15 protein-coding genes are annotated in these 12812 nt (G+C 64.5%); 12 read left to right on the forward strand and 3 right to left on the reverse strand.

Annotation, left to right across the window (positions count from 1 at the left end; translation table 11 throughout):
• Positions 1–53 precede the first annotated feature (53 nt).
• From BMI86_RS17835 to BMI86_RS17845, 3 genes are all read left to right on the forward strand, one after another.
• Positions 54–1232 (forward strand): aminotransferase class I/II-fold pyridoxal phosphate-dependent enzyme, encoded by a 1179-nt coding sequence (locus tag BMI86_RS17835; RefSeq protein WP_078542534.1) that lies wholly within the window; start codon positions 54–56, stop codon positions 1230–1232.
• Positions 1233–1244: 12 nt separating this feature from the next.
• Positions 1245–4412, forward strand: a complete 3168-nt coding sequence (locus BMI86_RS17840; protein WP_078542535.1) for a DNA translocase FtsK — start codon at positions 1245–1247, stop codon at positions 4410–4412.
• Between the two features lie 229 nt (positions 4413–4641).
• A complete protein-coding gene (locus BMI86_RS17845) occupies positions 4642–5238 on the forward strand; it encodes an outer membrane lipoprotein carrier protein LolA (RefSeq protein WP_078542610.1) in 597 nt (198 codons plus the stop codon).
• A gap of 4 nt (positions 5239–5242) precedes the next feature.
• On the opposite strand, the gene BMI86_RS17850 is transcribed toward BMI86_RS17845, so the two are convergent.
• Positions 5243–5821 carry a lytic transglycosylase gene (locus BMI86_RS17850; RefSeq protein WP_078542536.1) on the reverse strand — a complete coding sequence of 193 codons (579 nt, stop codon included), beginning with the start codon at positions 5819–5821 and terminating at the stop codon, positions 5243–5245.
• 190 nt (positions 5822–6011) lie between these two features.
• Between BMI86_RS17850 and hspQ the strand changes: the two genes are divergently transcribed.
• On the forward strand, positions 6012–6338 hold the full coding sequence (gene hspQ, locus BMI86_RS17855; protein ID WP_078542537.1) for a heat shock protein HspQ: 327 nt from the start codon (positions 6012–6014) through the stop codon (positions 6336–6338).
• Positions 6339–6386: 48 nt separating this feature from the next.
• On the opposite strand, the gene BMI86_RS17860 is transcribed toward hspQ, so the two are convergent.
• The gene (locus BMI86_RS17860; RefSeq protein WP_168173886.1) at positions 6387–6830 is read right to left on the reverse strand and encodes an ATP-binding protein; all 444 of its coding nucleotides are present in this window, start codon (positions 6828–6830) and stop codon (positions 6387–6389) included.
• 64 nt (positions 6831–6894) lie between these two features.
• Entirely contained in the window at positions 6895–7239 is a 345-nt protein-coding gene (locus tag BMI86_RS17865) for an STAS domain-containing protein (RefSeq protein ID WP_078521484.1), read from the reverse strand.
• Positions 7240–7326: 87 nt separating this feature from the next.
• Between BMI86_RS17865 and BMI86_RS17870 the strand changes: the two genes are divergently transcribed.
• The 8 genes from BMI86_RS17870 to rnc all read left to right on the forward strand — a co-directional run bounded on the left by BMI86_RS17870 (position 7327) and on the right by rnc (position 12788).
• The gene (locus BMI86_RS17870; protein WP_078542539.1) at positions 7327–8505 is read left to right on the forward strand and encodes an acetyl-CoA C-acyltransferase; all 1179 of its coding nucleotides are present in this window, start codon (positions 7327–7329) and stop codon (positions 8503–8505) included.
• A complete protein-coding gene (locus tag BMI86_RS17875) occupies positions 8502–8954 on the forward strand; it encodes a GAF domain-containing protein (RefSeq protein WP_078542540.1) in 453 nt (150 codons plus the stop codon). The genes BMI86_RS17870 and BMI86_RS17875 overlap by 4 nt, the downstream gene beginning before the upstream one ends.
• 7 nt (positions 8955–8961) lie before the next feature.
• Positions 8962–9342, forward strand: a complete 381-nt coding sequence (locus BMI86_RS17880; RefSeq protein ID WP_078542541.1) for a GFA family protein — start codon at positions 8962–8964, stop codon at positions 9340–9342.
• A gap of 39 nt (positions 9343–9381) precedes the next feature.
• On the forward strand, positions 9382–10029 hold the full coding sequence (locus tag BMI86_RS17885; protein WP_078542542.1) for a pseudouridine synthase: 648 nt from the start codon (positions 9382–9384) through the stop codon (positions 10027–10029).
• 76 nt (positions 10030–10105) lie between these two features.
• Entirely contained in the window at positions 10106–10849 is a 744-nt protein-coding gene (locus BMI86_RS17890) for a pyridoxine 5'-phosphate synthase (RefSeq protein ID WP_078542543.1), read from the forward strand.
• Between the two features lie 6 nt (positions 10850–10855).
• Positions 10856–11257: a holo-ACP synthase gene (acpS, locus tag BMI86_RS17895; RefSeq protein ID WP_078542544.1), complete on the forward strand. Its 402-nt coding sequence runs from the start codon at positions 10856–10858 to the stop codon at positions 11255–11257.
• A gap of 53 nt (positions 11258–11310) precedes the next feature.
• Positions 11311–12099: a signal peptidase I gene (gene lepB, locus BMI86_RS17900; protein WP_078521473.1), complete on the forward strand. Its 789-nt coding sequence runs from the start codon at positions 11311–11313 to the stop codon at positions 12097–12099.
• Positions 12096–12788, forward strand: a complete 693-nt coding sequence (gene rnc, locus BMI86_RS17905) for a ribonuclease III (protein ID WP_078542545.1) — start codon at positions 12096–12098, stop codon at positions 12786–12788. Before lepB ends, rnc begins: the two co-directional genes overlap by 4 nt.
• The last annotated feature ends 24 nt before the right edge of the window (positions 12789–12812 follow it).

Consider the following 12812-nt stretch of genomic DNA (forward strand, 5'->3'; position numbering starts at 1 on the left):
TGTAACCTCGTCGGCAATAAGGGGCGACATAGACCCCATTCGATGAGGCACAGATGGACTTTCCCGAGCGGTTTTCGAACCTGCCCGAATACGCATTTCCGCGTTTGCGCGCGCTGCTCGATTCGCATGAACCGGGCGGCGACGTCTTGGCGATGTCCATCGGCGAGCCGCGCCACCCCATGCCCGAGTTCGTCGGCGATGTGATCGCGCAAAGCCTTGGAGAGTTTGGGAAATATCCCGCCAATGACGGCACGCCCGAATTGCTGGAAGCGATCTCGGGCTGGCTGAAGCGGCGCTATTCGGTCGAGATCGGACCCGAGCGGATCATGGCGCTCAACGGCACCCGCGAGGGTCTCTACAACGCCGCGATGGCGCTTTCGCCCGAACAAAAACGCGGCAAAACGCCCGTGATCGCGATCCCGAACCCGTTCTATCAGGTTTATGCGGTGGCGGCGGCAGCGGTCGGCGCGGAGCCGGTTTTCGTGCCCGCGGGCGCTGATACCGGGTTTTTGCCTAATTATTCGGCACTTCCGGCGGAGGTGCTGGACCGCATCACCGTGGCCTATCTGTGCTCGCCCTCGAACCCGCAGGGTGCAGTCGCGAGCCGCGAATATCTGGCCGACCTGCTGCATCTGGCCGAGAAGCACGATTTCATCGTCTTCGCCGACGAGTGCTATTCCGAGATCTGGCGCGAGGCCCCGCCGCCCGGGGCGGCACAGGTCGCCGCCGAGGAGGGCATCGACCCCGAGCGCGTGGTGATCTTCCATTCGCTCTCGAAGCGGTCGAACCTGCCGGGTCTGCGCTCGGGCTTCCTCGCCGCCGGGCCGCAAAGCATCAAACATATCCGTCGCCTGCGCGCCTATGCCGGCGCGCCGCTGCCGCAGCCGTTGCAGCGCGTGGCCGAGCGGGCTTGGGCGGACGAGGCCCATGTCACGGAAAATCGTCGCCTCTACGCCGAGAAATACGAGATCGCGGGACAGATCTTCGACGGCGTCGATGGCTTCCAGCTGCCGCAGGGCGGCTTCTTCCTCTGGCTTCCTGTCGAAGACGGGGAGGCAGCGGCGCTCAAGCTTTGGACAGAGACCGGCATTCGCGTGCTGCCGGGCGCCTATCTCGCGCGCGAGGTGAACGGGGAAAACCCCGGCCAGAAATATATCAGAGTGGCTCTGGTCGCTCCAAAAGCAGAAACGCAGCGCGGGTTGATGCAGCTTCGCGACTGCCTATACGGTTGAGGACGGTAGGTTATGGCATCTTATCAGGTTCGACAGCGCGATCCGCTTTTCGATCAGGACACGCAAGCCGTTCTGGAACGGCGTGGCAAGGAGTTGGTGGGGGGGCTGCTGGTCGTCTTCGGCCTGCTCGCCGCCATGATGCTTTTCTCCTATCACCCCGAAGATCCAAGCTGGATGGCCGCCTCGGATGAGCCGGTGCAGAACTGGCTGGGCCGGATCGGTGCCGGGATCGCCTCGCCGCTCTTCGTGATCGTAGGCCACGGCGCGTGGCTGCTGCCCGCGGCGCTGGTGGCCTGGGGCCTGCGCATGATCACCCATCGCGGCGAAGAGCGCCTCGTATCGCGGATGATCTTCTTCCCGATCGCCGTGGCCGTCGCCGCCGTTTACGCAGCGCTTCTGGTGCCGGGCGACCAATGGGGTCAGGCCTTCGGTCTCGGCGGGCATTTCGGCGATATGATCGCGGGCGCGATGCTGGGGATCGTCCCGATTTCCGGCGTGGTCGGGCTGAAGCTCCTGTCGCTGGTCCTCGCCGCGGCGATGCTGGCCATGGCGACCTTCGTTCTCGGCTTCACCAAGCCCGAGCTGCAGGCGATCACGCGCTTCATGTGGCTGGGCACGGTCGCAATCTATGTCGGCGCGATGAACCTTCTGGGACGTGGGGCGTCGGCCTCGGTCATGGGGGCTCGCTCGGCGGCAGAGCGTGCGCGCCAGCGCCGCGCCGAAGCGGCCGAACGCGCCGCAGAGCTGGCAGCCTGGGAAGAGCAGCAGGCCTACGCCGCGCATGACTGGGCGCCCGAGGTCGAAGCGGCCCCCGCGGCACGCCCGTCCTTCCTGTCGCGCATCCGTCGCCCGGTGGAACCCGATTACGATCCCTATGACGCCTCGCCCGAACTGTTCGAGACCGAGCCCTATTGGGACGACCAGCCGCAGCCCGCAGCGCCGACCGAGGATCGCATCCGCGCCCGGATCAGCCAGGCGGTGCAGAACCGTAAAGCCGCGCCGATCGTGACCGATTACGCGCCCGAACCCGAGGCCCCGCTGCATCACGATATGCCCGAGACCTTCGCCGACCCCGAGCCGGAGCAACCGCGCCCCTCGGCCTCGGTGCTGGCCGCCGTCGCCAAGCGCCTCGCGCGCGGCCCGCGTCAGCCGCAAGTCGTGCATCAGGAACCGCCGCTGCGGGCCGAGCCGCAACTGCGCGCCGAGCCGCCGCTCAAGGCCAAGCCGCGCTTCATGCCGGGCTTCGGCGCGCCGGCCGCTGCTGCCCCCGAGCATACCCCCGAAATGGCCTATGCCGGTGCCGACGAGCCGCATATGACGGCGGCGGAGCAGGTCGCGCAGGACTATGACTACGCGGATGATGACAGCCGCGACTGGACCCATCCGGATTACGAAGGCTTCGAGGCCGATCCCCGCGACATGCGCACCGAGCATTTCTACGCAGGCGAGCCGCACTCCTTCGACGAGACAGGCGCTGCGCAATGGATCGAGGAAGACGTGGTGCCGGAGATTCCGGCCTCCGCGCGTGGTCTCGACCGTCAGGTGATCAAGCAGCCCGAGCCGAAGCGCGTCGTGCAGCCTGCGGCGAAACCCGCAGCCCCCTCGCGTCGCGCGATCGAAGAGGCGCAGCCGAAGATGGCCTTCGAGAAGCCGAAAACGGCGCCCTTCGAGATGCCGCCGCTGTCGCTGCTGACCAACCCCACGACGATCCAGCGTCACCAGCTCTCGGATGAGGCGCTGGAAGAGAACGCGCGGATGCTCGAAACCGTGCTCGACGATTACGGCGTGAAGGGCGAGATCGTCTCGGTCCGCCCCGGCCCCGTCGTCACCATGTATGAGCTTGAGCCCGCGCCGGGTCTGAAAGCCAGCCGCGTGATCGGTCTGGCCGACGATATCGCCCGCTCGATGTCGGCGCTGTCGGCACGTGTCTCGACCGTGCCGGGCCGCTCGGTGATCGGTATCGAACTGCCGAACGACCACCGCGAGAAGGTCGTGCTGCGCGAGATCCTCTCGGCGCGCGATTTCGACGACAAGAACATCAAGCTGCCGCTGGCTCTGGGCAAGACGATCGGCGGCGAGCCGATCGTGACCAACCTCGCCAAGATGCCCCACCTGCTGATCGCGGGGACGACCGGCTCGGGTAAATCGGTGGCGATCAACACGATGATCCTGTCGCTGCTCTACCGTCTGACGCCGGAAGAGTGCCGCCTGATCATGATCGACCCGAAGATGCTCGAGCTCTCCGTCTATGACGGCATCCCGCATCTTCTGTCGCCGGTTGTGACCGATCCGAAGAAAGCGGTCGTCGCGCTGAAATGGGTCGTCTCGGAGATGGAAGAGCGCTATCGCAAGATGTCCAAGATGGGCGTGCGCAACATCGAAGGCTATAACGGCCGCGTGAAGGAAAGCCTTGAGAAAGGCGAGATGTTCAAGCGCACCGTGCAGACCGGCTTCGACGAGGAGACCGGCGAGCCGATCTTCGAGACGGATGAATTCCAGCCCGAGCCCTTCCCCTATATCGTCGTCATCGTCGACGAGATGGCCGACCTGATGATGGTCGCAGGGAAAGAGATCGAGGCCTGCATCCAGCGTCTGGCGCAGATGGCGCGGGCCTCGGGCATCCACCTGATCATGGCCACGCAGCGCCCCTCGGTCGATGTCATCACCGGCACGATCAAGGCGAACTTCCCGACCCGGATCTCCTTCCAGGTGACGTCGAAGATCGACAGCCGCACCATTCTGGGCGAGCAGGGCGCCGAGCAGCTTCTGGGCATGGGCGACATGCTCTACATGGCGGGCGGCGGCAAGATCACCCGTTGCCACGGGCCGTTCGTGTCCGACGAGGAAGTCGAGGAAATCGTCAACCACCTCAAGAGCTTCGGTCCGCCGGAATACATGTCGGGCGTGGTCGAAGGTCCCGATGACGACACGGCGAGCGATATCGACGCGGTGCTCGGCCTCAACACCGGCGGCAATACCGGCGGCGAGGATGCGCTCTACGATCAGGCGGTGGGCATCGTGATAAAGGATCGCAAATGCTCGACCTCCTACATCCAGCGCAAGCTGGGCATCGGCTATAACAAGGCCGCGCGTCTCGTGGAGCAGATGGAGGATCAGGGCATCGTGTCCTCGGCCAACCATGTCGGGAAGCGCGAAATCCTCGTGCCCGAGCAGCAGTAAGCCGGTCACAGTCAGAAATTCGACGCGCCCCGGGGGAGACCTCGGGGCGCTTTGCGTTTCAGGGGCCCCTTACTCGGGACGACCGCCGGGCGCAGTGATCGGATACGGGGGCGCTGTTATTGAATGACATCCCCTGTTAGGCGCAAATGCGCTCAAGACGGACCCGCAGCGCGATTGGCGCGTTACGGCGGGACTTCCGCTTTCGCAAGGAGTGCCTAAATCTATGGTCATGAAACAGATCCGCATCCTGCTCGCCGCGATCTTCACGCTGGCGCTCGCCCTTCCGGCCTCGGCCGGGAAAGTCTCGCTGAATCAGATATCGTCCTATCTGAACTCGCTGACCTCCGCTTCGGCGGATTTCACGCAGGTCAATTCGGACGGGTCTATCTCGACCGGCAAGCTGTTCATCAAGCGGCCTGGTCGGGCGCGCTTCCAGTACAATAACGACAAGACGCTGGTGCTGGCCTCGGCCAACCGGGTCGCGGTGTTCGATCCGAAATCGAACCAGCCGCCGGAGCAATATCCGCTGGTGAAGACGCCGCTGAACCTGATCCTCGGGCGCAATATCGACCTGAACCGCAACGGTATGGTCGTGGGCTACACGACGGACGGGCCGAAGACGATCGTGACCGCACAGGATCCGCAGCATCCCGAATACGGGAATATTCAGCTGGTCTTCACCGACGGGCCGGTCGAGCTGCGCCAATGGGTGATCACCAACCAGTCGGGCGAGAAGACCACGACGATCCTGAACAACCTGCAAAAGGGCGGCAACTTCGCCACGTCGATGTTCTCCATCGATCAGGCGTTGGCCCAGCGGCGCTGATTTCTCAGCGCCGGCAGGATTGCAGTTGGATTTCGTACATCTGCGCGCGGGATGCGACGCGGTCGGCCACGGCGAGAAGCCAGGATTTCGACCGGTGTGACCCGCGCGAGTAGCCACCGCGCCCTTCGTGATAGGCCAGATACTGGTTGCGCGCGTCGGCCTTGGAGATGCCGAGCTTCTTCTGCGTGCCGTCCATGTACCAGCCCATGAAGTCGGTGGCATCCGAGATGCGGTTGCGCCTTGCACCGAAGCGATGGGTATCTTCGCGATACTCGTCCCAGGTGCCGTCCAGCGCTTGGCTGTAGCCATAGGCGGAGCTCTGGCGGCCCAGCGGGATGATCCCGAGCGCGAAGCGCTGCGGCGTCTTCGCATTGCCGTCGAACTTGCTTTCCTGGTGGATCGTGGCCATCTGCACGGCGACCGGCACGCCCCAGCGTGCCTCCGTCCGGCGCATGGCGTTGAAGTATTGCGGGCGTTCTTTGATGATCGCGCAGGCGTCATCAAGATTGCGCGGGGGCTTGGACGGTCCGCCTCCGCAGGCGGCCACCGCAAGCACTACGCCGAGGGCGAGGTATTTCTTCATAGCTGCTCTTCTTTGCTCTGACGGCCTTGTTTTTTGTCAGTCTATGCGTAATTGGCCCGTTCGAAAACCGGGAAACGCACAGGATCAGCGGACTGTCGCGACGAATCGGACAATCTGTTTCCGGCGGAAATGAGGCGAAAACGTGGACCTGAGCGGTTTCACGATTTAGAATTGAGGTATGAGGATAGATATGCATACCACGCACGCGAAATATCACATCGGCCAAGTGGTGCGACATCGCAACCACCCGTTCCGCGGGGTGGTGTTCGATGTCGATGCGATCTTCTCCAACTCGCAGGAATGGTATGACGCGATTCCCGAGGAGTCGCGCCCGTCCAAGGATCAGCCCTATTACCATCTGCTCGCAGAGAACGACGAGAGCTATTACGTGGCCTATGTGTCCGAGCAGAACCTCGTTGCGGATTTCTCCGGCGAACCGGTGAGCCATCCCGATCTCGAGGACCTCTTCGGCGAATTCGGTAACGGGTCTTATCAGCTGCAATTCCAACTGAACTGAACTGAACCGCGCCGCCCACGGTGCAAGGCTGCGGGTCGGGCAGGGGGCTTATCCCGCCTGTCGCATCTCGATCGGGTCTAGCGGCATGCGGAAGGCGAGCAGATTGCGCCCCTCCTCGCGGTGATAGCCCAGATCGGTCGCAAGATCGCGGATCAGGAACCAGCCGAAACCACCTTCGGGCAGGCTGGTCGGGTCGGGCCGCTCCGGGTCGCGGTCTTCCAGATCGAGGCAGGCCGGAGGCAGCGCGGCCCCGTCGTCGCTGACCGAGCAGGTGAGCCCCTTACCGTCGCGCGCGATGGAGAGCGAGATCGTGCCTTTGCCGCTATCGCCATAGCCATGCTCGACGATGTTGTTGAGGATCTCCGCGAGAATCAATTCGAGCGTCCCGGCCTCTTCCTCGGTCATCAGACGGATGAAACGCGCCACGGCGGCCCGCAGCGCGTCGCGCACCGCGATCGGTGTCGCCGCGAAGCTGAGGTTGAAGACCCGCATTTCGGCCTGCTGCGGGTGCGGGCTTGGGCGCGCGGTGCTGGGGGGTGATTTCGGTCTTACACGCTCACGCATATTTCCGGCCCTCCCCCAGCGCGGCTTCGAGGTCGGCGTGGATCGGCAGCACCGAATCCATCCGGGTCAGGCGAAAAACCTTCGCAACATTCGGCGTGAGCCCGCAAAGCTCCAGCTGCCGCCCCGGCGCGAGCGACTTCATCACCGCCACCACCGCGCCGAGGCCCGAACTGTCGAGAAACTCCACTTTCGAGAGGTCCAGCAGCACCCGCGCCGCCGGTTGCACGGTCACATCGCGCATTCTTTCCTTGAACCGGATCGCGATGGCAGCATCCAGCCGCGCCTCGGCCAGATGGACGACGAGCGCGCCTTCCAGCGCTTCGGCAGTGAGGTTCATATCCGACTCCCACGGTTGATCTGACGGGAAGGCTAGACGGCAATGCTTACCATTCGGTATCCGTGGGACAGAATTTTGGAGGGTATCATGGAAAACGTGGTGATCATCGGAGCCTCGCGCACGCCCATGGGCGGAATGCAGGGCGTGTTTGCAGGTGTGCCTGCGTCGGAACTGGGTGGGACCGCCATCAAGGCGGCGATGGACGGTGCGGGCGTCGCGCCTGCGCGGATCGAGGAAGTGCTGATGGGCTGCGTGCTGCCCGCAGGTCAGGGGCAGGCACCCGCACGGCAGGCAGGCTTCGCGGCGGGCCTTGGCGAAGAGGTGCCCGCGACGACGCTGAACAAGATGTGCGGCTCGGGCATGAAAGCGGCGATGGTGGCCTATGACCAGATCGCGCTCGGCCAGACCGGGGTGATGGTCGCGGGCGGCATGGAGAGCATGACCAACGCGCCTTACATGCTGCCGAAGATGCGCGCAGGGGCGCGGCTCGGGCATGCTCAGGCGCTCGATCACATGTTCCTCGACGGGCTGGAGGATGCTTATGACAAGGGGCGTCTGATGGGCACCTTCGCGGAGGATTGTGCGCAGGCGTTCCAGTTCACGCGTGAGGCGCAGGACGATTACGCGGTGGCCTCGCTGAACCGTGCCGTTGCCGCGGATAAATCCGGGGCCTTCGCGGGTGAGATCGCGCCGGTGACGGTGAAGACCCGCAAGGGCGAGACGGTGGTTTCCATCGACGAGCAGCCGGGCAATGCGCGCCCCGACAAGATCCCCCATCTCAAGCCCGCCTTCCGCAAGGACGGCACGGTGACGGCTGCGAATTCGTCCTCGATCTCGGACGGGGCGGCGGCGCTGGTGCTGGCTTCGGAGGCTGCGGCGAAGGCCGAGGGCCTGCCGATCCGCGCCCGCATTCTGGGCCATGCGAGCCATGCGCAGGCGCCGGCCGATTTTCCGACGGCGCCGGTGCCGGCGGCGGAGAAACTCCTGAAAAAGCTCGGCTGGACGGTCGATGACGTCGATCTGTGGGAGGTCAACGAGGCCTTCGCGGTTGTGCCGATGGCCTTCATGCACAAGCTTGGCATCTCGCATGACAAGGTGAATGTGAATGGCGGCGCCTGTGCGCTTGGCCATCCGATCGGCGCGTCGGGTGCGCGGATCATCGTGACGCTGCTCAACGCGCTGGAAAAGGCCGACCTGAAGCGCGGCGTGGCCGCGATCTGCATCGGTGGGGGCGAGGGCACGGCCATCGCGATCGAACGGGTATGAGTGTGGATTACGACGATCTGGCAAAACGCATCGCTGCGCTGACCGAGGGTGAAACCGACGAGGTCGCGCTGATGGCGACGCTGGCCTGCGAAATCCATCATGCGGATGACCGTTTCGACTGGACCGGGTTCTACCGGGTCACCGAGCCGGAATTGCTGAAGATCGGCCCCTATCAGGGCGGGCATGGCTGCCTCGTGATCCCGTTTTCGCGCGGGGTCTGCGGGGCGGCGGCGCGCGAAGGGCGCACGCAGCTCGTGCCCGACGTCGAGGCCTTCCCCGGTCATATCGCCTGCGCCAGCTCCACCCGCTCGGAACTGGTGATCCCGGTCTATGCGCAGCGGGGCCTCATCGCGGTGCTCGATATCGACAGCGACCAGCCCGACGCCTTTACCGAAGTGGATGCAACGGCGCTGGAAGCGATTCTGAAAGACGTGTTCGGCCATTTGTGAGGAAGCGATGAAACATACCGGCGCGTGCCTGTGCGGGGCGGTCAGCTACGAGATCGAGGGCGACATGCGGCCTGTGGTGGCCTGCCATTGCTCCCAGTGCCGCAAGACCTCCGGCCATATCTGGGCCTCCTCGCAGATCGATGACCATCAGCTTGTGCTGATCAACCGCGACGGGCTGCGCTGGTATCGTTCGTCAGAGACGGCGGAGCGGGGCTTTTGCGCGGTCTGCGGCAGCTCCGTGTTCTGGCGGCTGGACGGGGAGGGGCGCATCTCGATCGCGGCGGGCACGCTCAACCTGCCGACGGGGCTTTCGATGGCGGAGCATATCTTCGTGGCCGATAAGGGCGATTACTACGAAATCGAGCCGGGGCCGCCGCAATCGCCCTGAGGCTTGACCCGACAGGCGGCGCGGTGCATCTCGCAGCGCATGAGTTACGTCTATGACCCGCCGCAGGAGGCCCCGCGCATCCTTCATGCCGATCACGAAATCCTCGTGGTCGACAAACAGGCGGGGTTGCTGTCCGTGCCGGGCAAAGGGCCGGACAAGGCCGACTGCCTGATTGCGCGGCTGCGGGGGATTTACCCCGAGGTGCTGCTTGTTCATCGGCTCGATACCGATACCTCGGGCGTGATGGTCTTCGCGCTGACGCCCCACGCGCAGCGCCACCTTGGCCTGCAATTCGAGAAACGCCAGACGAAGAAAGCCTATCAGGCGCGGCTCTGGGGTGAGCTGGCCGAGAAGGAGGGGCGGGTCGATCTGCCGCTTTGTGTCGACTGGCCGAACCGTCCGCGCCAGCATGTCGATCACGAGAACGGCCGCCCCGCCCAGACCGACTGGCGGGTGATGCGCCATGAGGATGGCACGACGCGGGTGCGGCTGATGCCGATCACCGGGCGTAGCCACCAGCTGCGGGTGCATATGGCCGAGCTTGGCCATCCGATCCTCGGCGATCCGCTTTATGCCGAAGGGCCCGCGCAGGCGTTCGAGCGTCTGATGCTCCATGCCGAGACGCTGCGCTTTCGGCATCCCGATGGCGGGATGCATATGACTTTCACCGCGCCCGTTCCGTTCTGAAACCGATACAATCGCAGGTCTTTTCCCCGCCCGCGCGCGCAGGCATACTCCTGCGAGACTTATTGCGGAGAGCCCGATGCCCAAACCTTTGCGCCTTGGTGTGAATATCGATCACGTGGCCACCGTGCGGAATGCCCGCGGCGCGGCCTATCCCGACCCGCTGCGCGCCGCGCGTCTGGCCGAGCAGGCCGGGGCCGACGGAATCACAGCGCATCTGCGCGAAGACCGCCGCCATATCCGTGACGCCGATATCGATGCGCTGCGCGGCGGGATCGACATCCCGCTGAATTTCGAGATGGCCGCGACTCCCGAGATGCAGGAGATCGCGCTGCGTCATTTGCCCCATGCCTGCTGCATCGTGCCGGAAAAGCGCGAAGAGGTGACGACCGAAGGCGGCCTCGACGTCGCGGGCGATCTGTCGCGGCTGACCGATTACGTGGGGCCGCTCGTCGAGGCGGGCATCCGCGTGTCGATGTTCATCGGCCACGACCCGGCGCAGATCGAAGCCTCCGCCAAGATCGGCGCGCAGGTGATCGAACTGCATACGGGCCATTTCTGCGACATGCATTACACGGGCGATTTCGCCGCGCGCGACGCCGAGCTGGAGGCGCTGAAAGCAGGGGCGGCCTATGCCGACAGCCTCGGTCTGGAGGTTCATGCGGGCCACGGTCTCACCTATGAAACGGTCGAGCCGATCGCCGAGATGAAGCAGATCCGCGAGTTGAACATCGGCCATTTCCTGATATCCGAGGCGATCTTCGTCGGGCTCGGCCCCGCGATCGTGCATATGCGCAAGCTGATGGATGCGGCGCGGGGCTGAGGCGGCATGATCCTCGGCATCGGCACCGATCTCGCGAATATCGAGCGGATCGAGCGCACGCTCGAACGCTTCGGCGACCGCTTCCGCAATCGCGTCTTCACCGAGACCGAGCAGCGCAAGGCCGAGCGTCGGAAGGATGTGGCGGGCACCTATGCCAAGCGCTGGGCGGCGAAAGAGGCCTGTTCCAAAGCGCTTGGAACCGGGTTGCGCATGGGCATCGCTTGGAAGGATATGGCGGTCACGAATCTGCCAACGGGACAGCCCGTGATGCAGGTCACGGGCTGGGCGGCGGACCGGCTTAAGGAAATGACACCAGAGGGTTACGAGGCCGTCATCCATGTGACGCTGACCGATGACCACCCCTGGGCGCAGGCCTTCGTCGTGATCGAGGCCCGCAAGCTTTCTTGACTCGGGCGCGAGGCCGCGTATTGAGGCCAAGGAATTTTGAGGCAGGGTAAGAGATAATGGCGAAGAACAAGGCCGAGGGCGGTATCCTCGACACGATCAAGACGATTGTCTGGGCACTGGTGATCGCGGGGGTGTTCCGCACGCTGTTCTTCCAGCCCTTCTGGATTCCCTCCGGCTCGATGAAGGACACGCTGCTGATCGGCGACTTCCTCTTCGTGAACAAGATGGCCTATGGCTATTCGCGCTATTCCTGCCCGTTCTCGGCCTGCCCCTTCGACGGGCGCCTGCTGGCCAGCGACCCCGAACGCGGCGACGTCGTGGTGTTCCGTCACCCGACCAAGAACGTCGATTTCATCAAGCGTCTGATCGGCCTGCCGGGCGACAAGATCCAGATGATCAACGGCGTGCTGCAGATCAACGGCAAGGCGGTCGAGATGAAGCCCGAGCCCGATTTCGAGGAAGTCATGCAGCCGCAGGGCCCGCAGGGGCTGCTGCCGCGCTGCTCGAACGCGCCGGTGGGCATGGGCGATACCTGCATCAAGAAACGCTATGCCGAGACGCTGCCCAATGGCGTCACGCATGACATTCTGCAGATCAACAATGACGGCCCCGTGGACAACACGCCCGTCTACACGGTGCCCGAGGGCATGTATTTCTTCATGGGCGACAACCGCGACAACTCCGAAGACAGCCGCTTCCCGCAATCGGTGGGCGGTCTCGGCTTCGTCCCGAAAGAGAACCTGATCGGCCGGGCCGACCGGGTGATGTTCTCCTCGGCGGGTCGCTCGCTGTTCTACTTCTGGACCTGGCGTCCGGATCGGTTCTTCAAGGCGATCAATTGAAGCTAAGCGCGGAGATCAAGGCATTCGAGCAGCGCCTCGGGCACAAGTTCAAACGGCCCGAGCTGCTCGCGCGCGCGCTGACGCATAGTTCGATCTCCACGCCGACCCGGCCCGACAACCAGCGGCTGGAATTTCTGGGCGACCGCGTTTTGGGCCTCGTGATGGCCGAGGCTTTGTTCCTGGGCGATCGTGCCGCTTCCGAGGGCCAGATGGCGCCGCGCTTCAACGCGCTCGTGCGCAAGGAAGCCTGCGCCGATATCGCCCGCAAGATCGACCTTGGCGCGGTGCTGAAGTTGGGCCGGTCCGAGATGATGACCGGCGGGCGGCGCAAGTTGGCGTTGCTGGGCGACGCGATGGAGGCGGTGATCGCCGCCGTCTATCTCGATGGCGGGTTCGAGGCGGCGAAGGTGCTGATCCTGCGGCTTTGGGAAGACCGGCTCGACAGTGTCGAGGAAGACGCGCGCGACCCGAAAACCGCGCTGCAGGAATGGGCGCAGGCACGCGGTCTGCCGCCGCCGCGCTACGAGATCATCCATCGCGACGGTCCCGACCACGCCCCCAATTTTACCGTGCAGGTGACGTTGGAGAACGGTGCGCGCGAAACGGCGAAGGCCGGCTCGAAACGTCAGGGCGAGATGACGGCGGCGAAGACGCTGCTGAAACGTCTGGAAGACGGCGCCGAGGGCTAAGCCACGGCCCGGATCAGCCGCGAA

The sequence above is a fragment of the Thioclava sp. DLFJ5-1 genome (assembly GCF_002020115.1).
GTDB classification, from domain to species: domain Bacteria; phylum Pseudomonadota; class Alphaproteobacteria; order Rhodobacterales; family Rhodobacteraceae; genus Thioclava; species Thioclava sediminum.

Bases quoted from the DNA above. Each gene is read 5' to 3' on its own strand.
- BMI86_RS17880 (WP_078542541.1), top strand. From the start codon at position 8,962: ATGAAACATACCGGCGCGTGCCTGTGCGGGGCGGTCAGCTACGAGATC.
- BMI86_RS17885 (WP_078542542.1), top strand. From the start codon at position 9,382: ATGAGTTACGTCTATGACCCGCCGCAGGAGGCCCCGCGCATCCTTCAT.
- BMI86_RS17850 (WP_078542536.1), bottom strand. From the start codon at position 5,821: ATGAAGAAATACCTCGCCCTCGGCGTAGTGCTTGCGGTGGCCGCCTGC.
- BMI86_RS17845 (WP_078542610.1), top strand. From the start codon at position 4,642: ATGAAACAGATCCGCATCCTGCTCGCCGCGATCTTCACGCTGGCGCTC.
- BMI86_RS17875 (WP_078542540.1), top strand. From the start codon at position 8,502: ATGAGTGTGGATTACGACGATCTGGCAAAACGCATCGCTGCGCTGACC.
- BMI86_RS17890 (WP_078542543.1), top strand. From the start codon at position 10,106: ATGCCCAAACCTTTGCGCCTTGGTGTGAATATCGATCACGTGGCCACC.
- BMI86_RS17860 (WP_168173886.1), bottom strand. From the start codon at position 6,830: ATGCGGGTCTTCAACCTCAGCTTCGCGGCGACACCGATCGCGGTGCGC.
- BMI86_RS17835 (WP_078542534.1), top strand. From the start codon at position 54: ATGGACTTTCCCGAGCGGTTTTCGAACCTGCCCGAATACGCATTTCCG.
- acpS (WP_078542544.1), top strand. From the start codon at position 10,856: ATGATCCTCGGCATCGGCACCGATCTCGCGAATATCGAGCGGATCGAG.
- hspQ (WP_078542537.1), top strand. From the start codon at position 6,012: ATGCATACCACGCACGCGAAATATCACATCGGCCAAGTGGTGCGACAT.
- BMI86_RS17840 (WP_078542535.1), top strand. From the start codon at position 1,245: ATGGCATCTTATCAGGTTCGACAGCGCGATCCGCTTTTCGATCAGGAC.
- BMI86_RS17865 (WP_078521484.1), bottom strand. From the start codon at position 7,239: ATGAACCTCACTGCCGAAGCGCTGGAAGGCGCGCTCGTCGTCCATCTG.
- BMI86_RS17870 (WP_078542539.1), top strand. From the start codon at position 7,327: ATGGAAAACGTGGTGATCATCGGAGCCTCGCGCACGCCCATGGGCGGA.